At 66.2% G+C, this 24140-nt stretch carries 25 protein-coding genes; 12 read left to right on the top strand and 13 right to left on the bottom strand.

Going from position 1 to position 24140, the window contains the following annotated elements:
* Positions 1 to 77: 77 nt before the first annotated feature.
* Positions 78 to 1058, top strand: a complete 981-nt coding sequence (locus tag LGN17_RS28490; RefSeq protein ID WP_226200294.1) for a helix-turn-helix domain-containing protein — start codon at positions 78 to 80, stop codon at positions 1056 to 1058.
* A gap of 92 nt (positions 1059 to 1150) precedes the next feature.
* Here the strand turns inward: LGN17_RS28490 and LGN17_RS28485 are convergent, their stop codons facing one another.
* From LGN17_RS28485 to LGN17_RS28465, 5 genes are all read right to left on the bottom strand, one after another.
* Complete coding sequence (locus tag LGN17_RS28485; RefSeq protein ID WP_226200292.1) at positions 1151 to 2716, bottom strand: GMC family oxidoreductase; 1566 nt, start codon at positions 2714 to 2716, stop codon at positions 1151 to 1153.
* Positions 2717 to 2872: 156 nt separating this feature from the next.
* Positions 2873 to 3847, bottom strand: a complete 975-nt coding sequence (locus LGN17_RS28480; RefSeq protein ID WP_226200290.1) for a helix-turn-helix domain-containing protein — start codon at positions 3845 to 3847, stop codon at positions 2873 to 2875.
* Between the two features lie 203 nt (positions 3848 to 4050).
* The gene (locus LGN17_RS28475; protein WP_226200288.1) at positions 4051 to 4839 is read right to left on the bottom strand and encodes a hypothetical protein; all 789 of its coding nucleotides are present in this window, start codon (positions 4837 to 4839) and stop codon (positions 4051 to 4053) included.
* A 220-nt stretch (positions 4840 to 5059) separates the two neighbouring features.
* On the bottom strand, positions 5060 to 6007 hold the full coding sequence (locus LGN17_RS28470) for an aldo/keto reductase (RefSeq protein WP_226200286.1): 948 nt from the start codon (positions 6005 to 6007) through the stop codon (positions 5060 to 5062).
* Between the two features lie 377 nt (positions 6008 to 6384).
* Entirely contained in the window at positions 6385 to 7005 is a 621-nt protein-coding gene (locus LGN17_RS28465; RefSeq protein WP_175956997.1) for a LysE/ArgO family amino acid transporter, read from the bottom strand.
* A gap of 110 nt (positions 7006 to 7115) precedes the next feature.
* Here LGN17_RS28465 and LGN17_RS28460 point away from each other — a divergent pair, with 110 nt between their 5' ends.
* The gene (locus tag LGN17_RS28460) at positions 7116 to 8009 is read left to right on the top strand and encodes a LysR family transcriptional regulator ArgP (RefSeq protein ID WP_039344521.1); all 894 of its coding nucleotides are present in this window, start codon (positions 7116 to 7118) and stop codon (positions 8007 to 8009) included.
* A 53-nt stretch (positions 8010 to 8062) separates the two neighbouring features.
* Here LGN17_RS28460 and fnr read toward each other — a convergent pair whose 3' ends face one another.
* The 3 genes from fnr to LGN17_RS28445 all read right to left on the bottom strand — a co-directional run bounded on the left by fnr (position 8063) and on the right by LGN17_RS28445 (position 10383).
* Positions 8063 to 8809 carry a fumarate/nitrate reduction transcriptional regulator Fnr gene (gene fnr, locus LGN17_RS28455; RefSeq protein WP_175956992.1) on the bottom strand — a complete coding sequence of 249 codons (747 nt, stop codon included), beginning with the start codon at positions 8807 to 8809 and terminating at the stop codon, positions 8063 to 8065.
* A 103-nt stretch (positions 8810 to 8912) separates the two neighbouring features.
* Positions 8913 to 9380, bottom strand: a complete 468-nt coding sequence (locus tag LGN17_RS28450) for a universal stress protein (protein ID WP_226200284.1) — start codon at positions 9378 to 9380, stop codon at positions 8913 to 8915.
* Positions 9381 to 9972: 592 nt separating this feature from the next.
* Complete coding sequence (locus LGN17_RS28445) at positions 9973 to 10383, bottom strand: DUF3005 domain-containing protein (protein WP_175965315.1); 411 nt, start codon at positions 10381 to 10383, stop codon at positions 9973 to 9975.
* A 277-nt stretch (positions 10384 to 10660) separates the two neighbouring features.
* Here LGN17_RS28445 and LGN17_RS28440 point away from each other — a divergent pair, with 277 nt between their 5' ends.
* Together LGN17_RS28440 and epsC are read left to right on the top strand one after the other, a co-directional pair.
* Positions 10661 to 10894: a hypothetical protein gene (locus tag LGN17_RS28440; protein ID WP_175965316.1), complete on the top strand. Its 234-nt coding sequence runs from the start codon at positions 10661 to 10663 to the stop codon at positions 10892 to 10894.
* Positions 10895 to 11031: 137 nt separating this feature from the next.
* Positions 11032 to 11952: a serine O-acetyltransferase EpsC gene (gene epsC / locus LGN17_RS28435; RefSeq protein WP_226200282.1), complete on the top strand. Its 921-nt coding sequence runs from the start codon at positions 11032 to 11034 to the stop codon at positions 11950 to 11952.
* Between the two features lie 35 nt (positions 11953 to 11987).
* Here the strand turns inward: epsC and LGN17_RS28430 are convergent, their stop codons facing one another.
* The 3 genes from LGN17_RS28430 to LGN17_RS28420 all read right to left on the bottom strand — a co-directional run bounded on the left by LGN17_RS28430 (position 11988) and on the right by LGN17_RS28420 (position 14439).
* Complete coding sequence (locus tag LGN17_RS28430; RefSeq protein ID WP_226200280.1) at positions 11988 to 12791, bottom strand: SDR family oxidoreductase; 804 nt, start codon at positions 12789 to 12791, stop codon at positions 11988 to 11990.
* Positions 12791 to 13423, bottom strand: coding sequence for a GTP cyclohydrolase I FolE (gene folE / locus LGN17_RS28425; RefSeq protein ID WP_226200278.1), 633 nt, complete (start codon positions 13421 to 13423; stop codon positions 12791 to 12793). Before folE ends, LGN17_RS28430 begins: the two co-directional genes overlap by 1 nt.
* Before the next feature lie 89 nt (positions 13424 to 13512).
* A complete protein-coding gene (locus LGN17_RS28420) occupies positions 13513 to 14439 on the bottom strand; it encodes a LysR family transcriptional regulator (RefSeq protein WP_226200276.1) in 927 nt (308 codons plus the stop codon).
* A 116-nt stretch (positions 14440 to 14555) separates the two neighbouring features.
* Here LGN17_RS28420 and pobA point away from each other — a divergent pair, with 116 nt between their 5' ends.
* The 7 genes from pobA (at position 14556) to LGN17_RS28385 (ending at position 21505) form a co-directional block, all read left to right on the top strand.
* Complete coding sequence (gene pobA, locus LGN17_RS28415; protein WP_226200275.1) at positions 14556 to 15788, top strand: 4-hydroxybenzoate 3-monooxygenase; 1233 nt, start codon at positions 14556 to 14558, stop codon at positions 15786 to 15788.
* 141 nt (positions 15789 to 15929) lie between these two features.
* Positions 15930 to 16643, top strand: a complete 714-nt coding sequence (locus tag LGN17_RS28410) for a 3-oxoacid CoA-transferase subunit A (protein WP_085038225.1) — start codon at positions 15930 to 15932, stop codon at positions 16641 to 16643.
* Positions 16644 to 16654: 11 nt separating this feature from the next.
* Positions 16655 to 17311, top strand: coding sequence for a CoA transferase subunit B (locus LGN17_RS28405; RefSeq protein WP_175956976.1), 657 nt, complete (start codon positions 16655 to 16657; stop codon positions 17309 to 17311).
* Between the two features lie 88 nt (positions 17312 to 17399).
* Entirely contained in the window at positions 17400 to 18773 is a 1374-nt protein-coding gene (locus LGN17_RS28400) for a 3-carboxy-cis,cis-muconate cycloisomerase (RefSeq protein ID WP_226200272.1), read from the top strand.
* On the top strand, positions 18773 to 19558 hold the full coding sequence (gene pcaD, locus LGN17_RS28395; RefSeq protein ID WP_226200269.1) for a 3-oxoadipate enol-lactonase: 786 nt from the start codon (positions 18773 to 18775) through the stop codon (positions 19556 to 19558). Before LGN17_RS28400 ends, pcaD begins: the two co-directional genes overlap by 1 nt.
* 10 nt (positions 19559 to 19568) lie before the next feature.
* Positions 19569 to 19955: a 4-carboxymuconolactone decarboxylase gene (pcaC, locus tag LGN17_RS28390; protein WP_226200266.1), complete on the top strand. Its 387-nt coding sequence runs from the start codon at positions 19569 to 19571 to the stop codon at positions 19953 to 19955.
* A 191-nt stretch (positions 19956 to 20146) separates the two neighbouring features.
* Positions 20147 to 21505 (top strand): MFS transporter, encoded by a 1359-nt coding sequence (locus LGN17_RS28385; RefSeq protein WP_226200264.1) that lies wholly within the window; start codon positions 20147 to 20149, stop codon positions 21503 to 21505.
* A 60-nt stretch (positions 21506 to 21565) separates the two neighbouring features.
* Here the strand turns inward: LGN17_RS28385 and LGN17_RS28380 are convergent, their stop codons facing one another.
* The gene (locus LGN17_RS28380; RefSeq protein WP_085038229.1) at positions 21566 to 21814 is read right to left on the bottom strand and encodes a hypothetical protein; all 249 of its coding nucleotides are present in this window, start codon (positions 21812 to 21814) and stop codon (positions 21566 to 21568) included.
* 110 nt (positions 21815 to 21924) lie between these two features.
* On the bottom strand, positions 21925 to 22539 hold the full coding sequence (locus tag LGN17_RS28375) for a LysE family translocator (protein WP_226200261.1): 615 nt from the start codon (positions 22537 to 22539) through the stop codon (positions 21925 to 21927).
* A 1058-nt stretch (positions 22540 to 23597) separates the two neighbouring features.
* Between LGN17_RS28375 and LGN17_RS28370 the strand changes: the two genes are divergently transcribed.
* Positions 23598 to 23954, top strand: coding sequence for a helix-turn-helix domain-containing protein (locus LGN17_RS28370; protein WP_081103924.1), 357 nt, complete (start codon positions 23598 to 23600; stop codon positions 23952 to 23954).
* Positions 23955 to 24140 lie beyond the last annotated feature (186 nt).

Below are 24140 nucleotides of genomic sequence, written 5' to 3'. Positions count from 1 at the left end.
TGGCATCGCACCTGAATCCAGACGAACCATCCCCCAATTCGTGCTGCGCCGCACGACAGGCGCCAGCAGGAGGCGACGTGACGAATTCGACCGTTTTTTCCCGCACGCGAGGCTCGACGGCCGACGTGCCGGCGCGCGACAGGATGGCGTACTGGGACGCGTTCAATGCGGCGACGCTGGTCGGGCTGCGTTGTTCGTCGCTGTCGCCGGCCGGGCTCGAGGTCGAGAAGACCGACATCGCGCTGCCGGACCTCGGCATCGCGGACATCCGCGGCCAGGATCACGTGATCGAGCGCAGCCCCGCGCTGGTGCGCCAGTTGCCGAAGGAGTCGCTGTTTGCGTGCCAGATCCTGAGCGGGCGCGCGTATTTCATCCAGCGCGACCGCTGCCTGCTCGCGGACGCCGGCGATGTCGTCGTCTACGACACGCGCGTGCCTTATCTGTTCGGATTCCTGACGCCGATGCGGCAGCTGCTGATCGATATCCCGATTGCGACCTTCGACGACCGGCTCGATGCGGAATTGGCGGCGCTGCCGCTGCGGATCGCGCCGAAACCCGGCGCGGGCGCGATGCTCGGCGCGACGTTGCGCGCGAGCGTCGAGCGCTTCATGAAGGATCCGGTCGAGCGTGACGCCGCACGCTTTGCCGAGCACACGCGCACGCTGATCGCGGAACTCATCGATGCGGAGGTGAACGGTGCGGGCGCGTCGCGTGCGTCGCTGTCGTATCTGCTGACCGCGAAGCAGTACGTCGCGACGCATCTCGGCGACCCGGAACTCGGGCCGCAAGCCGTCGCCGACGCGGTCGGGCTGTCGCTGCGGCATCTGAGCCGGATCTTTGCGGCCGAAGGCGAGTCGATCACGCAGCACATCTGGTCGGAGCGGTTGTCGCATGCGCATCGCGAGCTGACCGATGCGCGGCTGCGCAAGACGAGCGTCGGCGAAATCGCGTTCCGCTGGGGCTTCTCGAGCCAGGCGCACTTCAGTCGTGCGATTCGCGAGCGCTACGGTGCGTCGCCGATGGCGCTGCGCGAGGCGGCGCGTGTGACCGGGCGCTGATTCCGGTAGTGGAGGTGGCGGCGCGTGTCTCACGCGCCGTTCTTCCGTTCAGTGTAGTGAACGGCAGCGCACGCGTGCCGCGCCGCGTTTCGTCACTCCGCCAGCATGAACGCCGCGCAGCGCTCCGCGATCATGATCGTCGGCGCGTTCGTGTTGCCGGACACGATGCGCGGCATCACCGACGCATCGCAGATCCGCAAACCGTCGACGCCCTGCACCGCGAGGCGCGGCGTGACGACCGCATGCTCGTCGTGGCCCATGCGACAGGTGCCGGCCGGGTGATAGACGGTTTTCGCGCGGCGCCGCACGTAGTCGGCGAGTGCCGTGTCGGTCAGCGTCTCGGCTTCGCGCACGATGCGTGCGAGCGACGGCGCGCGGATGATCTGCCGCGCGAGCGCGACGCCGCGCACGAGGCCGTCGACATCGGCAGGATCGGACAGCGCGCCGCTGTCGAACAGGATCGGCGCGGCCGGATCGTTGCCGCGCAATCGAACGGAGCCGCGCGAGCGCGGCCGGAGCAGGCACGGGTTGATCGACAGGCCGTGGCCGGGCAGCGGCTCGCGGTCGACGTCGCCGACGAGCGTCGGCAGCACGTGAAACTGGATGTCCGGGCGGCCGCTGCCGGTGGTATCGACGAACGCGCCGGATTCGACGACGTTCGACGTCAGCAGGCCCGTGCGGCACAGCATCCACTGCAGCCCGTGCCGCAATGCCTTCAGCCCGCGATCCTCGCCCAGCAGGCTGACCGGCGCGTGGCTGCGGCCGTAGATCGAGACTTCGAGGTGATCCTGGTAGTTCGCGCCGACGTCGCGGCTGTCGTGCAGCACGTCGATGCCGTGCGCGTGCAGGTGCGCGCCGGGCCCGATGCCCGACAGCATCAGCAGCTTCGGCGTGCTCAGCGCGCCGGCCGCGAGCACGACGTCGGCGTGCGCGGCGGCCGAACCCGTCGCGCCGTTTTCCGTCCGCCAGTCGACGCCGGTCGCCCGCCGGCCGTCGAACCGGATGCGCGTGACGCGGCACCCGGTCAGCACGCGCAGGTTCGGGTGGCCGATCGCGTCGGCGAGATAGGTGGCCGCGGTACTGCCGCGCTGCCCGTCGAAGATCGTCGTGTGGTAGAAGCCGACGCCCTGTTGCGCGGCGCCGTTGAAATCGTCGTTGTACGCGATGCCCGTTTCCTGCGCGGCCTTCACGAACGCGAGGCTCAGCGGGTGCCGGAAGCGCGTGTCGCCGACCCTCAGCGGCCCGTCGGTGCCGTGAAACGGTTCGGAGAGCCGCAGGTGCGATTCGGCGCGCTTGAACACCGGCAGCACGTCGTCCCAGCCCCAGCCCGTGCAGCCGAGCGCGGCCCAGTCGTCGTAGTCGTCGCGCGTGCCGCGCACGTACAGCATCGCGTTGACCGAACTGCCGCCGCCGAGCGTGCGGCCCTGCGGCACGTAGGTCCTGCGTCCCGCCGCACCGGCTTGCGGCTCGCTTTCGAACGTGACCGTGCGCCGCGTGCCGAGCACGCGGATGAACGTCGCCGGAATCCGGATGAACAGGCTGTCGTCTTTCGGGCCGTCCTCGAGCAGCAGCACGCGCCTGCCTGCCTTCACCAGCCGGTGCGCAACCGTGCAGCCGGCCGAACCGCCGCCGACGACGATATGGTCGTACGTCTCCATCCCGCATCTTCTCCTTGCTGTCGGGCGGCGAAACGAGTGCCGCCGCGCAGGAAGCCAGCTTAGCGACCGCTATGCGGCCCCATTTGACCGGGACGGACGCCGTGCTTGCCTCGCAGGGACACGGCGGCGGGTGGTGAGTGGTGGGCGGCGGACTGACTAGCGCGCGTCGGCCGGCGCCGGTGCGCGGGTATCGCTCGGCGTCTCGCCGAAGCGCGCGCGATAGCTGCGGCTGAAGTGCGCGCTGTTGTTGAAGCCCCAGCGAAACGCGATCTCGCTGACCGTCAGGTGCTTCAGCGACCGGTCGCGCAGGTCGGCGCGACAGCGTTCGAGCCGCCGCGCCAGGATGTAACGCGTGAGCGGCATCCCTTCGATTTCGAAGATGCGCGCGAGCTGGCGCGGCGACAGGTGGATCGCGCGGCTCACCGACCGGCTGTCGAGATCGTCGTCGGCGAGATGGCTGTCGATGAACGCCTTTGCGCGCGACAGCGTGTGGACGGTCGACTTGGTCGGCGACGCGTCGCCGTCGCGCAGCCGCAGCATCGACTGCACGAGATCGAGGATCGCGGCGGCGCGCCGTTCGCGTGCGTCGGGCGTGGGTTCCTGCGGTGCGGCGAGCAGCGCATAGACCTGCCGCACGGCCCACGACGCGATGCCGTCGTCACGGTCGATCTTGACGAGGCTGCGGTAGCGCCACGGGCCGACGCGCGCCTCGAACACGTCGCGCGGCACGTCGAGCACGGTCATCGCCATGTCGGCGGGAAAGCCGTGACCGTATGGCATCGACGTGTCGTAGAGGACGAGGTCGCCGGGCCCGTGCTGCATGCAGTCGACGTCCTGGAACGTATAGCCTTGCCCTGCGTGCATCAGGCAGATGAACACGGCGTCGCGCGGGTCCGCATGGATGTTGTGCGGGGTGCGCACGACCGCGTGCCGGTTCGCGACGATGTCGCAGGCGCCGAACAGCCCGAGATCGCGCCTGCGCAGCGACGCATCGATGCCTTCGGACGACTTGCCGCTGCATTCGATCCGCACGAGCGTGCGAGCGACATGGTCGACCCAGAAGTCGACGCGTTCGTGGCCGCGTACGGCGCGCGTCGAGATCGTGGCGATCTCCGTGCTGGTGTCCGGCATGACGTTCTCCCAATGACCGCTCGAGCGGCGCAGTCTCGGGCAGGTCGAATGGCGCGGTCAATCGGTGAAAGACCCGGGACAGGCCTGTGACGCGCTTGCAGCGGGGTGTTGCGGGGGCAGGCGCGATCGATGTCCGGCCGAGTCAAAGGAAGCGGCCGTGCGAGTCAAGACACGTGTGCGATTTCGGGTTAGGTCGTGCCGGCTTACTTCGATGCAGTCGATTGCAGACCGAGCGACACGTCCTGCTCGTAGCCCATCTTGCCGTCGCGGAATTCGACGCTGACGTAGCCGGCCCGCCGCGCGTCGGCGACGTTCGCATAGATCGACGTCATCACCATGCCCGCGTCGCAGTCGAGCGGGATCGTGCGGTCGATGCGGCCCGTCGCGATGTTCACGGCCCGCAGCGACTGCATCGCAATGCCGCACTGGTCCGACAGCGCATAGACGCCGACCAGCATGTGCGTCTTCGTGCGATACCACATTGGAATATCGACGGTGCCGTCGAGCTGGAGGTGATCCTGATCGTTGTCGTTCAGTCTCCCGACTTCGTGCAGCATGATCGGGAATGCCTTGCGACCGTCGTCCCAGGTGCCGGTTGCCGTTTGACCGGCGACGTTCAGCGCGATCGGGCAGGGCTTCGGCCGCGATGGCGATGCGGCAGGCACGACTGGTGATTCGGCACTCGATGCGGGTGGCGATGCTTCGCACAGTGTCGTGCGGCCATCGGGCTCGCGGCGGCCCCGCAACGGGATCGGCTTGCGATGCGCGTCGTAGTAGTAGCTGCCGTCGACGCGCCAGCGGCCCGCGTCGTTACGGTTGATGGCGTCGTAGGTCTGCAGCGATACGTGGACGGGCGCATTGCCGATCGTGCCGGTGTAGTTGACGACTTCGTACCAGCCTGCGCAAGACGTGGCCGGCGCGCACGCGCACAGCACGGCGAGCATGGCGGCGAACGGGGAGACGTAGCGGGCGCGACGGGTGTGGCGGGGCATGGGCGGTCTTTGTGCGTGGCGTTGGTTCGGGCATCGCGGGTATCGACCCGGCCGCGTCGCGTTGCGCGGCCGCTCGCCGGGATGCACGCCATTGTATTCATCCGCCAGTTCTGGATCGCCTGCGTCCGCGAATGCGGCGACACGGGAATGCTCATGACACGGGCCGGTCGCGGAACCTCGCAGACTGCGCGATCCGGTCGACCGCCCGCTACCGGCGACCTCAGACCGCACTGGCCTCGTCGATCTGCCGAATGTCATCCTGATCGAGCCGAACGCGGATCGCCTCGCCGAGCGATGCCAGCTGCGCCAGCGACGTCGCGCTCGCGATCGGCGCGGTGATCGTCGGCCGCGCGATCTGCCATGCGAGCGCGATCGCGGCCGGCTGCGTGCCGTGCTTCGCCGCCACCGCATCGAGTGCCGCCAGGATGCGCAGCCCGCGTTCATTGAGATACCCGGCGACGCGATCGCCGCGCACGCTCTTCTTCAGGTCGGCCTCGCTGCGGTACTTGCCCGACAGGAAGCCGCTTGCGAGCGCGTAGTAATTGACGACACCGAGCTTCAGGTCGCGCACGACCGGTTCGAGATCGCGTTCGTAGTCGGCGCGATCGAACTGGTTGTATTCGGGCTGGATGACCTGGTACGCGGGCAGGCCGTCGCGCTTGCTGATGTCGGCCGCTTCGCGCAGGCGCGCGCCGCTGTAGTTCGATGCGCCGATGATTCGCACCTTGCCCGCGTCGATCAGCGTCTGATAGGCGCCGAGCGTCTCTTCGAGCGGGGCCGTATCGGCGAGATCGCTGTGCGAGAAATACAGGTCGATGTAGTCGGTCTGCAGACGGCGCAGCGAATCGTCGGCGGCTTTCAGGATGTTGTCCCGGGTCAGCCCCGCGCGCGCGGCCAGCAGGCCGACCTTGGTCGAGATCACGACCTGCTCACGCTTGCCGGAACGCTTGAGCCACTTGCCGATGATCGTTTCCGATTCGCCGCCGCTGTTGCCGGGAGCCCAGGCCGAATAGACGTCGGCCGTATCGATGAAGTTGATGCCGGTGTCGGCGAGCGCGTCGAGCAGCGCAAACGACGTGTTCTCGTCGACGGTCCAGCCGAAGACGTTGCCGCCGAACGCGAGCGGCGAAACCTGGATGTTCGACGTGCCGAGGGTGCGTAGTGCCATGTTCTGCTCCGATATCTGCTGGGTGACGGAATTGAACTGCGGGATGGGCCAGGACGAGCGCGGCGAGACGACGGGTACGGGGTGCGGTCACGCCGATGTCGCGGGACGCCGGACATTCTCGCCGATCGCTGCGATTCGTGCAGGCGGCGCGCGGCCGCGATGGCGGACGGCTTGACGCAGATGACGGACGCCTCGTCCGTTGCGTGAGCGCTTCGCGCGGCTGCGTTCGATCGGGAACCGATTTTTGTCGAGGCTGGCGCGACGGGGCACGGAACGGCGTGTGGGCGGAAGTGGGCGGGAAGGTGGATGCGCCGGCGTTGCGCCGGAACGGGCGGAACGACGGGCGGCAGGCAGCCGCCCGTGTATTGGTGAGCCAGTCAGCGCAACTGCACGGCGGCGAGAAACAGCACCATGCTGCCGATCGCGCCGTCCAGCACGCGCCACGCCATCGCCTTGCGGAACCACGGCGCCAGCAGTCGCGCCCCGTAGCCGAGCCCGAGGAACCACACGACGCTGACCGACATCGCGCCGATCGCGAACGCGAGCCGCGCGCCTTCCGGCTCGCGTGCGCCGGCCGTGCCGATCAGCAGGAAGGTGTCGAGATACACATGCGGGTTGAGCCACGTGAACGCGAGCGTCATCAGCACGATCGCGAGGCCGCTCTGCGGCGGCGGCGCGATTGCGTCGCCGCGCACGTCGAGCGTTTCGTGGCCCGGCTTGAACGCGCGGCGCAGCGCGTTGATGCCGAACCATGCGAGATACGCGAGGCCGACGTACAGCACCGCGTGGACGAAGGTCGGATAGCGTTCGACGAGCGCGGATGCGCCGCCGACGCCCGCGCCGATCAGGATCATGTCGGACAGCGCGCACAGCAGCACGATCTTGCCGACGTGCGAGCGCATGATGCCTTGCCGCAGCACGAAGGCGTTCTGCGCGCCGATGGTGACGATGAGCGATCCGCAGAGTGCGGCGCCGTGGGAAAAAGCGAGCCAGTTCATGGTGGGTGACAGCAGTGGAAGCAGTAGACGGATGAATCGGGTAGCGCTAGTCTGCGGTCAGCATGAAAATAAGAGAAGCTAAATCACCTAATGCAGATTAAGGAAATCTAATGCTCGACTACGCGTTGCTCGATGCCCTCGCGGCCGTGATCCGGCACGGTTCGTTCGAGCGGGCGGCCAAGGAGCTGAATGTCACGCCGTCGGCCGTGTCGCAGCGCGTGAAACTGCTGGAGGAGCGGGTCGGCAGCGTGCTCGTCAAGCGCGGGCAGCCGTGCGTCGCGACGACGTCGGGTGCGCTGCTGTGCCGGCATACCGAACGCGTGCAGCTGCTCGAGGCCGAGCTGGGTGGCAGGATGCCGGCGCTGCCGGGCCAGATCGCGAGCGCATGGCCGACGTTGCGCGTGGCCGTCAACGACGACAGCGTTGCGACCTGGTTCATCGACGCGGTCGGGCCGTTCTGCACGGAGCGCGAGACTTTGCTCGACCTCGTGATCGACGACCAGGATTACACGGCCTCGCGCATTCGCGACGGCAGCGTGCAGGGCGCCGTGACCGCGCAGGCCGAGCCGATCCAGGGGTGCCGGTCGGAGCGGCTCGGGCGCATCCGCTATCGCGCGGTGTGTTCGCCGGCGTTTTACGAACGCTACTTCGGCGCAGGCATCACGCGCGATGCGCTGCGCCGTGCGCCGTGCGTGATGTTCAATCCGAAGGACGGGCTGCAGGCGCGTTTCATCCGGCGCGTGACGCGCGCGGATCTCGATCCGCCGCAGCACTGGATACCGCACGTCGCAGGCTACCTGCGTGCATGCGAAACGGGATTGGGATGGGGGATGTGCCCGGACCGGATGGTCGACCGCCAGCTGGCGGCGGGTGAGCTGGTCGACATGTCGCGCGGGCGAACGATCGACATCGACCTTTACTGGCAGAGCTGGCGTCTGTCGATCGGCTGGCTCGACGATTTCAGCGCGGCGCTGAAGGCGCGCGCCGCGCTGTTTCTCGATTGATCGATCGCGTGACGCAGGCGGCGCGCGCGAGGCGCGCGCCGTGAGGCATCACATCAGACGTGATGCAAACCGTCGAAATCGACGATCTGGACGTGGCGGCCCTGCATTTCGATCAGGCCGCGCTTCTGGAATTTCGACAGCGTGCGGCTGACCGTTTCGAGCGTCATGCCGAGGTAGCTGCCGATGTCTTCGCGCGTCATCCGCAGGTTGAATTCCGACGGCGAGTAACCGCGCTTCAGGTAGCGTGACGATACGTCGAGCAGGAACGCGGCGACGCGTTCTTCGGCATTCAGCGAACCGAGCAGCATCGTTTGCGACGTTTCGCGCACGATCTGTTCGCTCATCAGCTTGTGCATGCGCAACTGCATCGAACCGGCTTCGGAGCACAGCGCCTTGAGCGCGCTGTACGGAATCACGCAGACGGAGCTGTCTTCCAGCGCGACCGCCGTGCGCGGATGCGTGTCGTCGCAGATGCCGTCGAGGCCGAGCGCTTCGCCGGCGAGATGCAGCCCGGTGACCTGTTCGCGGCCGTCGTGGCGCGTCGCGACGGTTTTCAGCGAACCGGAGCGTACCGCGTACAGGTTGTCGAATGCGTCGCCTTCGCGGAACAGCGCTTCCCCGCGCTTGACGGGGCGCGCCGCGCAGATGACCGACTCGAGACGACTGAGCGCTTCGGGCGCCAGGCCCTGCGGCATGCACAGGTGCCGCATTGCGCATGACGAGCAGTGCGCGGCCTGGCGAGGAGCCCAGCTGCCGGCATGAGGCGTGGCGGCGGGACGTGTGGCGACGGGCGTCAGCATGATCGTTTACTCCGGCGTTGAATCGACTGAATCATTGTCCCACCGCAACTTGCCGCTGTCGGGTGACAAAACGTCGCGACCGGCCGCGCGTGCCGGATGCGGCTCACGCGGCCGGTGTGTCGACGTTGGCGGCCGCCGGAATCAGCAGCACGGGCAGGCTCGCGTGGCGCACGCATTGCTCGGCGATGCTGCCGAGCACGAGACGGCGGAACCCGCGGCGGCCGTGCGTGCCGAGCACGAGCAGATCGGCATCGAACGCTTTTGCGCCGTCGAGGATCAGCGACGACACATCGTTGAGTGACGTCGCTTCGCTCAGCTTCGTCTCGCCCGTCACGCCCGCTGCCTGCATCAGCGCAGTGAAATCCTTCGCGAGTGCGTTGCCCTGCTCGACGAGCTGGTCGCGCAGCACGGACGGATCGTAGCCGGGTACGTTGTAGTAGATCGCGGCGTTCTCGACGACGTAGAACGGTTGCAGCTCGGCGCCGTGCGATTTCGCGAGCGCCAACGCGGCATCGAACGCGTGGCGGGACGTGTCGCTGCCGTCGACGGCAACCAGAATACGCTTGTACATAGTGTCTCCGAGTGGCGGGTTGAAACGAAGTCGGCCGAATGGCCGATCGGGCTGGGCAATGCGCAATGCTGCGAGGCAGAGTAAACCAATGGCCGGGACTTTGCAGTGCGGCGCCGATCGTGCCGTGCGACAGCGCCGCTTCCGTTTCTGCGGCGTACTGACATGCACGTGGCGCATGATGCGCCGCGCGTCGTGTGTCGTAGGGGGCGCTGTCGTCTGCATCGTCGGCGGGATGGCCTGCGTGCGCATCGATGTCGCGTGTGGCAAACGCACACGCATACGCATCGCCGCGCACGCCGATCGCATCGACACGACGCGACACGACGGTCACGCGGAGGCCCAGCCCGCATCGCCATTCAATCGCAATCGTGGCGATTCGACATGACCTCGATCAATGCAAGTGCGTCGATGCGATTCACGGCATGCATGACACCGCCCACCGCCAGTATCGCCGCGCGGAATCGTTCGCTTTTGCATCGCGCAGTGACTGGCACGTGGTCGGCGCGCAGCAATGGCGTACGTCGATCCCCAGCCATCGGCTGTCGGCCGATACCGGTTCGCAAACGAACGATCGATTCAAACGCCGCGCCGGCTATCTCGGCACGGCCGTCAGCTCGAAAACGCGCTCCGGCCGCCGCTGGTGGCCGGGCCAGTACGCGCTGCCGTACATCCGGTGGACGGGGCCGAACAGCGCGTCGCTCATGGGCGGCGGCGCGTCGAAGCCTTTCTCGATCACCATATAGCCGGCACGCAGCGCGAACGCCGGATGATTGCCGCCGGGGCGGCTGTCGAAACCGGCGAAGCCGTCGCCAGCTTCCGGCATCGCATTGACGAGCGACGCGTTGCTGCGCGTGATCTGGTCGGGCGAAATCGGCCCGCCGCCGGCGAGGCGCGCCGCCTCGCGGTTCTTGCCGTCGGTGTCGACCGTGCTGTCGTGCGTGTCGTCGTTGTCGAGCTCGATGCTGCGGGGATGCGAACGTTCGGTTTGACCGGATGATTCCATCGCGGCTCTCCTCGCGGCGAAGCGTTCCGGATCGAAGCAAATCCCGTTCCGGGCGTGACGGGAAAAGGCGCGCGGGCGATCGCCGCGGTCGCGCGACGCGCACTGATTTGTCGTGATTTATTTCAGCTAGAAGACGCGTTTTCTACAGAGTATGATTCTTTTCCTGCGAAGCGGCGACAGGGGATTCGGCCGCGCCGCCTCTGCCCGCGCCGGGGCGCCGCAGCACCCTTAAGACGGGTAGTGAACAACAAGGCAAGGGACTAGAGGTGGCGGATTCATGCAAGCGACTACTGCCTTCACGCACCGCGGTTATCTGTTGAATTGCGCGCCCGCGCGCGCCAGCGACGGTTCGTTCAAACCCTACGTCGTGATCTCCCGATCGAGCGACGGGGAACTCGTTGCGAACCGCTTTTTTCCGATCGAGCTCCAGTTCAACGACGAAGGCGACGCAATCGCGCACGCGCGCGATTGGGCCGTGCGTTGGATCGACGCGAGCAGCGTCACGATCTGACGCCGCCGCGATTCGGCGCAATCGGCCGTCCGGCCGATTGCCGGCGTGCCGCTCCCGGACAAAAAACGCGGTAATCTTGCGGAACCCGTCACTTTATTAGCGGCCGTGCGACCGAGCGCGGCCGCCTGCATTGGCATATGTCGACATCACCCGCCCGTCAGTGGGGCCTTGAAGAAATCGTGGCCGGCTTGCGCGAGTCGCGCGAGGAACTCCATCGCACGCGCCATCCGCGCGGCATCCGCGAACTGCCGTCGCGCGATGCGATCTGCAAGATTGTGACCGGCCTGCGCGCGTCGATGTTTCCGACGCACTACGGCGCACCGGATCTGACCGACGAAAGCGTCGACTTCTACGTCGGTCACACGCTCGAAAGCACGCTGCGCATTCTGTCCGAACAGATCCGCCGTGCGCTGCCGTTCCTGCCCGAGCATGCCGATACGCCGTTTGCCGAGCTCGACGAACGCGCGTTCGAGATCGCGCGTGAATTCGGCCGGCAGTTGCCGGCGGTCCGCGCGCTGCTCGTCAGCGATATCCAGGCCGCGTATGCAGGCGATCCTGCCGCGCAGCACATCACCGAGATCCTGCTGTGCTACCCCGGCGTGCTGGCGATGATGCATCACCGGCTCGCGCACGCGCTGCACCAGCTTGGTGTGCCGCTGCTGGCGCGGTTCATCAATGAAATCGCCCACTCGGCCACCGGCATCGACATCCATCCGGGCGCGCAGATCGGCCCGAGTTTCTTCATCGACCACGGTACGGGCGTCGTGATCGGCGAGACGGCGATCATCGGCGAGCGCGTGCGCGTGTACCAGGCCGTCACGCTGGGCGCGAAGAGCTTCCCGGCCGATGGCGAAGGGGCATTGGTCAAGGGCAATGCGCGGCACCCGATCGTCGAGGACGACGTGGTGATCTACGCGGGCGCGACGATTCTCGGTCGCGTGACGATCGGGCGCGGCTCGGTGATCGGCGGCAACGTGTGGCTCACGCACAGCGTGCCGCCCGGCACGAGTGTCGCGCAGGGCAAGGTTCGCGAAGGCGGGAGCGCCGAGAAGCCGTAACGCGGCGCGCGGCCGTCGGCCGGCGCGCGCGTCGGTCAGTGCTTGCCGTCGGGCGCGCGGTGCTTGTACAGCACATCCTGGTCGACGCGGATCAGGTTCTGCCCCGCATCGACGACGAAATCCACCCCGTTATATGCGTTGCCCGTCAGCATCAGGATCGCGCTCGCGACGTCGTCGGGGCCGGCGATGCGTGCGAGCGGCGTCGATGCGCGGCTCGCGTGTTCGAAGTCGGCCTGCGTCTGGTCGTCGCTCGGCAGCATCAGCCCGGGGAATACCGCGTTCACGCGCAGCACCGGCGCGGACGACAGCGCGAGCATCTGCGTGAGGTTGCCGAGCGCGGCCTTCGCGACCGTATAGCTGAAATGGTCGCGGTGAAAGTTTTCCTTGATCTTCTGGTCGACCACATTCACGACGACACCCTGCGTGCCGGCCGCGCGGGCCCGTTCGTAGAACGCGCGCGTGAGCAGGATCGGCGCGCGGCAGTTGACCGCCCACGCCTGGTCGAACGCCGCGAGGTCGAAGCTCGGGAAATGGTCCTGCCAGAACACCGATGCGTTGTTGACGAGCACGTCGAGGCGCCCGAAGCGCGCATACACCTGGTCGATCAGCGCGGTGATCCGGGCGGCATCCGACAGGTCGGCCTGCAGCGCTACCGAATCGTGCCCGCCCTCGGCGATCGCACGGGCCGCTGCCTGGGCGGCATCGGCCGAACGGTCGTAATGCACCGCGGTGCGATAGCCGTGCGCGGCGAAATACTCGGCGAACGCGCGCCCGGCCCGGCGCGCGGCGCCGGTCACGAGCACGACGGGCGCGTGCGCCGTTTGCTTCGTCTGCTCCATTACGTATTCGTCAGGTTGACGGAAGAAGGATTGGCGACGATCGACAGGAATTCGCGCCGCGTCGACGGATCGGTGCGGAACGTGCCGAGCATGCGCGACGTGACCATCTCGACGCCCGGCTTGTGCACGCCGCGCGTCGAAATGCACTGGTGCGCGGCTTCGAGGATCACGCCGACGCCTTTCGGCTGCAGCACGTCGAACAGCGTGTCGGCGATCTGCACGGTCATCTTTTCCTGGATCTGCAGGCGCTTCGCGAACGCGTCGACGAGGCGCGCGAGCTTCGAGATGCCGACCACGCGATGATTCGGCAGATACGCGACGTGCGCGCGGCCGATGATCGGCACCATGTGGTGCTCGCAGTAGCTCTCGAAGCGGATGTCCTTCAGCACGATCATTTCGTCGTAGCCGTCGACTTCGCTGAACGTGCGCGCGAGGATGTCGCGCGGCTCCACCGCATAGCCGGCGAAGAACTGCTCATAGGCGCGCACGACGCGCGCGGGCGTGTCGACCAGGCCTTCGCGTGCGGGATCGTCGCCGGCCCAGCGCAACAGCACGCGGACGGCGGCTTCTGCTTCTTCACGGCTCGGCCGGGATGCGGTCGTTTCGGCCGGTGCGGACTTCTTTTTACCCATCTATCTGCTCCATCGAATGCCGCCGCCGGGGCGGCGCGGAATCCGGGCATTGTTTCATGCTTTCGCGGGGCGTGCGCGAGGCCTGGCGCTCACTTCGGCCATTCGTCCTGCTCGTCGTTGAACAGCGACGCGACGACGCCGCGCAGCCACGCGGTGCGTGGATCGTTGTGGTACTTGCGATGCCAGTGCTGCTTCAGGTCGAAGCGCGGCAAGGCGAGCGGCGGCTCGACGGGCACGATGAACGCATGCTCGGCCGCATACGCATAGCCGATCGCATGCGGGACCGTCGCGATCAGGTCGGTGCGGCTCAGGATGAACGGCAGGCTCATGAAGTGCGGCGTCTCGAGTACCGCGCGGCGCTGCATGCGCTGCTTCGCGAGATATTTCTCGAGCACCTCCTGGCTGCGGCCTTCGGCGCGCACGACCGCGTGTCCGCACGTGAGGAACTGCTCGACCGTGAACGGCGGCGCCTGCTCGAACGGATGGCCGCGCCGCATCAGGCAGACGAACCGGTGCGTGAACAACCGCTGCTGGAAGAAGTTGTTGCCGTCGAGATCCGGGAAGTAGCCCACCGCGAGATCGATCGACCCGGCTTCGAGGCCGCGCCCGACTTCGTCGTGCGCGAGCGAGACCGAACGCAGGTTCGCGTGCGGCGCGCGTGTCGCGAACGCCTGCAGCAGCTTCGGCAGGAACACGATCTCGCCGACGTCCGACAGCGCGATCGAGAACGTATGCATGCTCGCGGCCGGGTCGAAGTCGTGCGGCGCGACGAGGCCGCGCTCGATCTGCGCGAGCGCGTCGCGGGCGGCCGGCAGCAGCGCGAGCGCGCGCGGCGTCGGTTCCATCCCGCGCGACGTGCGCACGAACAGCGGATCGCCGAAGTACGCGCGCAGCCGGCCGAGCGCCGTGCTTACGCGCGGCTGGCTGACGCCGAGCAGGTCGCCCGCGCGGCTCACGTTGCGCGTGTCGTCGAGCGCGACGAGGTAGGGAATGAGGTTCAGATCGAGCGCATCCATCGCGAGGCCAGTATCTTCAAAACGTATACAACATATCTCCTGAATCGCGTTGCCGCATAGTCGGGAAAGCGCTCAAATGTGTTCCATTACTCGAACCAATGTTCAGGAGACGAACAATGCGCACCCAAGTCGCGATCATCGGCGCCGGTCCGTCCGGCCTTCTGCTTTCCCATCTGCTGCGCCTGCAAGGCGTCGATTCGATCCTCGTCGAAGCGCGTTCACGCGAATACTGCGAGAACCGCATCCGCGCCGGCGTGCTGGAGCAGGGCACGGTCGACACGTTGAACGAAGCCGGCCTCGGCGACCGGATGCGCCGCGAAGGGCTCGAACACCATGGCATCGAGCTGCTGTTCTCGGGCCAGCGCCATCGCATCGACCTGTCCGCGTTGACCGGCGGGCGGGCGATCACCGTGTACAGCCAGCATGAAGTGGTGCGCGACCTGATCGCGGCCGGCGTCGAGCATGGCCACGCGATGCACTTCGAAGTGAGCGACGTTGCGTTGCACGACGTCGAAGGCGAACACCCGTTCGTCACGTTCAAGCATGCCGACGGCCGCGAAGACCGCATCGACTGCGACTACATCGCCGGCTGCGACGGCTTCCACGGCATCGCGCGCCAGACGATTCCGGCCGAGCGGCTGAACACGTTCGAGCGCGTCTATCCGTTCGCGTGGCTCGGCATCCTCGCCGATGCGGCGCCGTCGCTCGACGAGCTCGTCTACGCGCATCACGACAACGGTTTCGCGCTGTTCTCGATGCGCTCGCCGACGGTCACGCGCCTGTACCTGCAGTGCAAGCCTGATGAAGACCTCACCGAATGGTCCGACGCGCGGATCTGGGACGAGTTGCACACGCGCTTCTCGAACGACACGGGCTGGACGCCGACCGAGGGCCGGATCACGCAGAAAAGCGTGACGCCGATGCGCAGCTTCGTGTCCGAGACGATGCAGCACGGACGCCTGTTCCTCGCCGGCGACGCCGCGCACATCGTGCCGCCGACCGGCGCGAAGGGGATGAACCTGGCGGTGGCCGACGTCCGCGCGCTGTCCCGCGCGCTCGGTGCGCGCTACCGGACGGGCGACGCGACGCCGCTCGACCGGTATTCGGCGACCTGCCTCGAACGCGTGTGGCGCGCCGAGCACTTCTCGTACTTCATGACGAACATGCTGCATTCGTCGCCGGAGGATTCGCCGTTCGTCAATCGCCTGAAGTTTGCCGAGCTGAAATACGTGACGCGCTCGCGGGCCGCCGCGCAGTCGCTCGCCGAAAACTACGTCGGGCTGCCGTTCGACGACGCGACGCCCCCCGAGGCAACCCGCCTTGACAACGCGCTGTGCACGCCTCTATGATCGGCCATCGTTCGCTAATCGAATCTAGGTTCGAATAGCGAACAAAACCGGGATCGATATCGGCCCCGGCGCGGCACGCGGCACGCGCGTGTCCCCTCGACAGGCCGCGCATCGAGCCGCGGGTTCGTATCAGGAAGAGACATGGTCAACAAGATTTTCGAATCGCTTCAGTCGGCGGTGGCCGACATCCACGACGGCGCGACAATCATGATCGGCGGCTTCGGCACGGCAGGCATGCCGTCCGAGCTGATCGACGCGCTGATCGAACAGGGCGCGCGCGACCTGACGATCGTCAACAACAACGCGGGCAACGGCGAGACGGGCCTCGCGGCGCTGCTGAAGGCGAAGCAGGTGCGCAAGATCATCTGTTCGTTCCCGCGCCAGAGCGACTCGCAGGTGTTCGACGGGCTGTACCGCGCCGGCGAGATCGAGCTGGAGCTCGTGCCGCAGGGCAACCTCGCGGAGCGCATCCGCGCGGCGGGCGCCGGCATCGGCGGCTTCTTCACGCCGACCGGCTACGGCACCAAGCTCGCGGAAGGCAAGGAAACGCGCGTGATCGACGGCAAGCCGTATGTGTTCGAGACGCCGATCCACGCCGATTTCGCGCTCGTGAAGGCGTACAAGGGCGATCGCTGGGGCAATCTCGTGTATCGCAAGACCGCGCGCAATTTCGGGCCGATCATGGCCAGCGCCGCGAAGGTCGCGATCGTGCAAGTGTCGGAAGTCGTGCCGCTCGGCGCGCTGAACCCGGAACACATCGTGACGCCGGGCATTTTCGTCCAGCGCGTCGTCGAGGTGCCGCAGGCCGCGCATGCGGCCGAGCTGGCCGCCGAACACGCATCGCAAGCCGCCTGAGGAGACCCGAAATGAAACGACTGACCCGCGATGAAATGGCCAAGCGCGTCGCCCAGGACATCCCCGAAGGCGCGTACGTGAACCTCGGCATCGGCGTGCCGACGCTGGTGGCGAACCACCTCGATCGATCCAAGGAAATCTTCCTGCACAGCGAGAACGGCCTGCTCGGCATGGGCCCCGCGCCCGCGCCCGGCGAAGAGGACGACGAACTGATCAACGCCGGCAAGCAGCACGTGACGCTGCTCACCGGCGGCGCGTATTTCCACCACGCGGATTCGTTCGCGATGATGCGCGGCGGTCACCTCGACTACTGCGTGCTCGGCGCGTTCCAGGTATCCGCGACCGGCGACCTCGCGAACTGGCATACGGGTGCGCCCGATGCGATTCCGGCGGTCGGCGGCGCGATGGATCTCGCGATCGGCGCGAAGCAGGTGTTCGTGATGATGGAGCACCTGACGAAGCAGGGCGAGAGCAAGATCGTCGCGCAGTGCTCGTATCCGGTCACCGGCGTGCAGTGCGTAAGCCGCATCTATACGGATCTCGCCGTGCTCGACGTGACGGCCGATGGTCTTGCCGTGAGCGAGATCTTCACCGACCTGTCGTTCGACGAACTGCAGAAGCTGACCGGCGTGCCGCTGATCGACGCGACGCAAAAGGCCGCTGCCTGAATCGCAAGCGTGCCGGCGCGTGCGCCTGCGCGCATGCCGGCACGCTTGGGTAGACAATAGGCGCACGCCGTTTCCCCAATCTGATGCCATGCTCGAAGACAGCGCCAGCCTGACCTCCCTCATCTGCGGCACCGAGCCGCTCAACCGGATCTGGTCGCCCCGCGCGACGATCCAGCGGATGCTCGACGTCGAGGCCGCGCTCGCGCGTGCGCTCGCCGCGCAGCAGGTGATTCCCGCCGCCGCGGTCGCACCGATCGAACGCGCGTGCGATGCCGGCCGGCTCGACGCCGACGCGCTCGCGCACGGCGCCGCACTCGGCGGCAATCTCGCGATTCCGCTCGTCAAGCAGCTCACCGCGCAGGTGAAGGCCGACGACCCCGAGGCTGCGAAGTTCGTGCACTGGGGCGCGACGAGCCAGGACATCATCGATACCGCCACCGTGCTGCAGTTGCGCGACACGCTCGACGTGCTCGAGCCGATGCTCGACGAAGCATGCGCGTCGCTTGCGGCGCTCGCGCGCACGCATCGCGCGACGCCGATGATCGGCCGCACGTGGCTGCAGCAGGCGCTGCCCATCACGCTAGGCCTGAAATTCGCGCAATGGCTCGACGCGCTGCTGCGCCATCGCGCGCGCTTCGCCGAATTGCGCGAGCGTACGCTCATGCTGCAGTTCGGCGGCGCGGCTGGCACGCTCGCGAGCCTGCGCGAGCACGCGCGCGGCGTCACGGCTGCGCTGGCGGCCGACCTGAAGCTCGCGGTGCCGGCCGTGCCGTGGCACACGCAGCGCGATCGCATCGCGGAAGCCGCATCCTGCTTCGGGATGCTGACCGGTACGCTCGGCAAGATCGCGCGCGACGTGTCGCTGCAGATGCAGACTGAAGTCGGCGAGCTTGGCGAGCCGGCCGCCGCCGGCAAGGGCGGCTCGTCGACGATGCCGCACAAGCGCAACCCGGTCGGCTGCGCAGCCGTGCTGACGGCTGCCGTGCGCGCACCGAACCTCGTCGCGACGGTGTTCGCGGGCATGGTCCAGGAGCACGAGCGCGCACTGGGCGGCTGGCAGGCCGAATGGGATGCATTGCCCGATCTCGCACGCCTGACCGGCGGCGCGCTCGCGCAGATCGCACAGATCGTCGCGGGCCTCGACGTGAACACCGAACGCCTGGCCGCGAACCTCGACCTGACGCGCGGGCTGATTCTCGGCGAAGCGGTGATGCTCGCGCTCGGCGACAAAATCGGCCGGCTCGACGCGCATCACGTCGTCGAACATGCGTCGAAGGAAGCCGTACGCACGGGCGCGACGCTGTTCGACGTGCTCGCCGCCGATGCGACCGTGTCGGCCCACCTGTCGCGCGACGCGCTCGCGCGGCTGCTCGATCCCGCTCATTACGTCGGCGAGGCGCAGGCCTACGTCGACGCCGTGCTCGCGCTGCACGCGGGCGCGCAATCACCAGGAGAACATTGATGCCCTTCGCCACTGTCAACGGCGTGAAACTGCATTACCGGATCGACCGTGCCGCGCGCGACGACGCGCCGTGGCTCGTCTTCTCGAACTCGCTCGGCGCCGACCTGCAGATGTGGGCACCGCAGATCCGCCCGCTCACGCAGCACTTCAACATCCTGCGCTACGACACGCGCGGCCATGGCCATTCCGATGCGCCGGCCGGTTCGTACACGATCGACCAGCTTGCCGGCGACGTGATCGGCTTGCTCGACCACGTCGGCATCGCCCGCGCGCATTTCTGCGGGATCTCGATGGGCGGGCTGACGGGTGCTGCGCTGGCTGCGCGTTTCCCGTCGCGCCTCGTTCGCGCCGTGCTGTCGAATACCGCCGCGAAGATCGGATCGCCGGAAGTGTGGGCGCCGCGTGCGCAGAAGGCGCGTGCCGAAGGAATGGCGGCGCTCGCCGACGCCGTGCTGCCGCGCTGGTTCACGGACGCATTCGTCGAACGCGAGCCGCGTTTGTTCGATGCGATCCGCGACACCTTCGTGCATACCGACAAGGACGGCTATGCGGCGAACTGCGACGCGCTGAACGCAGCCGACCTGCGCGAGGAAGTGAAAGGCATCGCGTTGCCGGTGCTCGTCGTGACCGGCGCGAAGGACATGTCGACGCCGCCCGACCAGGGCCGCGCGCTTGCAGCCGCGATTCCGGGCGCGCAGCACGTCGAATTCGACGCCGCGCATATTTCGAACATCGAGTGCACCGACGGCTTCAACCGCGCGCTGCTCGATTTCCTGACCGCGTGAGGCACCGGCGATGGATGACCACGAACGTTACGAAGCAGGGATGAAGGTGCGTCGCGCGGTGCTCGGCGACGCGCACGTCGACCGTTCGCTCGAGAACCGCACCGAGGTGACCGACGAATTCCAGAACCTGATCACGCGCTATGCATGGGGCGAGATCTGGACGCGCGACGGCCTGCCGCGCCATACGCGCAGCCTGCTGACCATCGCGATGATGGTGGCGCTGAATCGCGGCGAGGAACTCGCGCTGCACCTGCGCGCCGCGCGCAACAACGGCGTGACGCGCGACGAGATCAAGGAAGTGCTGCTGCAGACCGCGATCTACTGCGGCGTACCGGCCGCGAACTCCGCGTTCCATCTCGCGGACAAGATCTTCAAGGAACAGGATGCGGCGGGTTAAGCGCCGGGCGTAGACCGATCTTGATTCGAGGCCCGCTGACGGTTGGCGGGCCGTCGACATTGAATGATCGCGCCGGCAGCGCATCGGCGCGTGAACAGAAGAATGGCGCGGCTGGGAGGCCGCGCTTCTTGCATCTATATCGGTGTTGCATGGGACTGGCGTAACAACGCCGGCCGACAAGGAGACTAGCGATGAATCGCACACCCGTGGTCGATGTCCAGACCTTCATCAACGAGCAGCCGTTCGGCGGTTTTCAATGGCTCGTATTCCTCATGTGTTTCGTGATCGTGCTGCTCGACGGCTTCGATACGGCTGCGATCGGCTTCATCGCGCCGTCGCTGCTCGGTGAATGGAACCTCACCAAACCGGATCTTGCACCGGTGCTAAGCGCCGCGCTGTTCGGCCTCGCGTGCGGTGCGCTCGTGTCGGGCCCGCTGTCCGACAAATTCGGGCGCCGCTCGCTGCTGCTCGGTTCGGTATTCCTGTTCGGCGTCGCATGCCTGATGTCCGCGTTCTCGACGACGATCGGGCACCTGACGATCCTTCGTTTCATCACCGGCGTCGGGCTGGGCGCGGCGATGCCGAACGCGGTCACGATGATGGGCGAGTTCTGCCCGGACAAGCGCCGCGCAACCGTGATCAACCTGATGTTCTGCGGCTTCCCGCTCGGCGCCGCGTTCGGCGGTTTCCTGGCTGCCTGGATGATTCCGCATTTCGGCTGGCGCAGCGTGCTGATCCTCGGCGGCGTGACGCCGTTGCTGCTCGGTGTGCTGTTGTTGCTGAAGATGCCGGAATCGGTGCGCTTCATGGTCGCCAACAATCACGCTGTCGACAAGATCCGCGCGACGCTCGCGCGCATCTCGCGCGATGCGCTGAACGCCGGCTCGTTCGCGATGACCGAAGCCGTGCCGCAGACGGGCAGCAAGGGCCTCGGCGTCGTGCTGTCGCGCCCGTACATCGTCGGCTCGGTGATGCTGTGGATCGCATACTTCATGGGGCTCGTGATCTTCTACGCATCGATCAACTGGATGCCGATCCTGCTGAAAGATGCAGGCCTGGCGCCGAAGAGCGCGACGCTGATCTCCGCGCTGTTCCCGCTTGGCGGCGTGGGTGCGGTGCTGTGCGGCGTGCTGATGGACCGCTTCAACGCGAACCGCGTGATCGCCGTGTGCTACGCGCTGACAGCGGTGAGCGTCTATGCGATCGGGCAGGCGACCGGTAACGTCGGGCTGCTCGTGCTGGTTGTGTTCGTGGCCGGCGTGCTGATGAATACCGCGCAATCGTCGATGCCGGCGCTCGCCGCCGCGTTCTATCCGACCGAAGGGCGCGGCACGGGTGTCGCGTGGATGCTCGGCGTCGGCCGCTTCGGCGGGATTGCAGGATCGTTCCTCGTCGCCGAACTGACGCGCCGGCATGTCTCGTTCGCGGGCGTGTTCGCGACGATCGCCGTCGCGGGCTTGCTCGCGTGTGTCGCGCTGCTGATCAAGCAGATGGCGCGGCCGCATGGCGTGGTGCAGCCGGCAGGCAAGATCGAATCGCTCGGGCATTGAGCGAAGCGCGGGCCGGTGCGATGCGCCGGCCCGCGGATGTGGCGGCCATCGGGCGGCCGGCTATTCTTCCGCGTCGTGTTCCTTCACGAAGTTGCGCAGATACGCGCGCAGCGCGGCCTCCCGGCTGCGATGATCGGCGAGGTTCGCGGCGCCCATGTCTTCCTCTTCGCCGAACATCGTCGGCGGCGCGCAGTAGATACCGATCTCGATGTCTTCGCGCAGCACGCGAATCTCGTGCGTGAGCGGATGATATTCGGCGATCCAGTGCATCCCCTCGATGTGTTCGCCCGCCCTCAGCAGTGGCTTCATCGGCACTCTCCCGGCAGCGGCGGCGCAACCAGCGAAACGGTTGCGCGCGCCCGTAGCAAAAGGGTACGCCTGCATCGGGCGAATCTCAACGGGCGCACGGCGAGCGCTCACTACGCCAGCAGGTGCGCGACCAGCGGATACAGTGACAGGATCAGCAGTACGGCCATCGTCACGTTGAAGATGCGCAGCGCGCGGGGGTTCGACAGGAAGCGGCGCAGGCCGAGCCCGAAAGCGGCCCACAGGCTGATGCACGGGAAGCCGATCAGGATGAACACGACGGCCATCCATGCGGCGTTCATTCCGTAGTCGGCGGACAGGCGGATCGTCGTCGCGGCGGTCAGCACCATCATCCATGCCTTCGGATTGATCCACTGGAACGCGGCGGCCTCGATGAACGTCATCGGCCGCGGCTTGCCGCCGTGCGCCTTCACTTCGCCCGACGTGCCGATGCGCCACGCGAGGTACAGCAGGTACGCGACGCTCGCGGCTTCGAGGATCGTGTACAGCAGCGGCAGGCGCTTGAACGCTTCGCCGAGGCCGAAGCCGACGCAGAGCATCAGGATCGCGACGCCGGTGCTGATGCCGAACAGATGCGGCATGGTGCGGCGGAAACCGAAGTTGACGCCGGATGCGAGCAGCATCGTGTTGTTCGGGCCGGGCGTGATCGACGTGACGAGCGCGAACAGCATGCCGGCGGGCAACGCGCTCAGGGTGAGGAATTCCATCGCGGATTCTCCGTTCGGTTCTGGACTGGGATGGAGGTCAGTTTAGCGACGGTTTTCTGTACAGTACCGGTACAGTTTGATTGACGATTGCCGGTACGGGGCGAGGTGGGTGGGCTTGTGTTTCGAGTGTTTGTTGTTGGTTCTTAGAAAAGATGTCCGCAGTCTCAATAAGTTGTCTTTGAATAATTGGCTACCTTTCATGCGTTGGGCATGTAATCCGTATGGATGGGCAGAAAATGATCGGAGAATATTTGGCAGTGACGGCCTACGACGCAATGTTTAGTCGATGGTGTCAGATCGATGTCGCCGCATTGACGACGCTCAATCGCCGTTTCACGTCTGGGGCGTGTCTCCTCAAGCCAATGGGGAGGTCGATGTTCAAGGCGCAAGCCATCTGCCGAAGCTACTCGGCTCGTTCGGCTAACCCTCCCCGTGCAGGTCGATGTGGCACTTGAGCGCATCGCCAAGATTGGCTTCTACGGCCGCTCCGAGTCGAAGGTTGTCGTGATCTTGCTTTAGCGAGAACTTGACCGAATCGCCGGGGATGGCTTTGTCGATCGTCTTGATGACCTGACGAAGTAGACCTAGAGGCTCTGTGCAGCCTTTCTGCGGCACACGCTTCCAATTGTCATACCAATCGTGGCGATGTGAGCCATGGCTATTTGTGTTGCTTTGCAACCCGGCCCACACTTGTCTTGGGAGTGTAACTTTCGCGCAACGGATGCTTATCGGCCGGCCGGCACCGTTCATCCGTCACCGCAAATCTGCGCGTCGTTTGAACACCTATGGATTAATTTTCGTCGATTTCCTTGCGTATGCCGTTCAGAAGTTTGACGAATGAATCGACCCTATTCGAGAAACATACGAGCCGATACTTGTACAAAAAGGGAAATTATTTTCTTCTCCTTTTCAGTGTTTCCATAACGCGTGCCTCTATTTTTTGACTAACACGAGGGTTCTTCTGCCTTTGCTGTCGCCTGGGAGAAGAAAAAATTTACTTGTCCGCCGGCTGGGTCACCACATACATTGAGAGATAGGACATGTGTAGGTGCAAGGCGATGACTCCATTCTCAAACGCATTGGTGCACTACCGAAAGCGAGCCGGCCTCAGTCAGACGAATGTGGCCAGGCAGCTTGGGGTCGCGATTCAATATGTCTGGAAGTTGGAACGCGCGGTTAAGCCGCCACCATCGACCGAACAAATCGAGCGGATTGCTGCGGTACTCGGCATGAGCAACGCCGATGTCGCTTCATTGCTTGAAGCCGCTCTGGACTCGCAAAGGAAATTGCGGTTACCTGACGACCTGCACTCAGATACGTTGCGCCTGATCAATCGCCTGGTGCGAGCGTCGACGCGTCTAAGCGGTGACGAAGTCACCTTGCTTGATGAGCTGGTGGCGAGGCTGGATCGGTAAAGTCATCCTGAAAATGCCTTTCCCCATCAACCTATTGAATTAGGAGTACTGCCTATTCGACAGAAAAGAAAAAACCAACCCTTTACGACGGATTGGTTCTTTCGACCCGACTGAGCGGGAGCACAACTGAAACCTAAGCGACTTCAGTATAGCTCCCCCCTCATCGGCGTCAAGGCCCAACTCGTC

It is taken from the genome of Burkholderia sp. AU30280 (assembly GCF_020420125.1).
In the GTDB taxonomy this organism is placed as follows: domain Bacteria; phylum Pseudomonadota; class Gammaproteobacteria; order Burkholderiales; family Burkholderiaceae; genus Burkholderia.
This window is presented reverse-complemented; position numbering and strand designations above follow the sequence as displayed.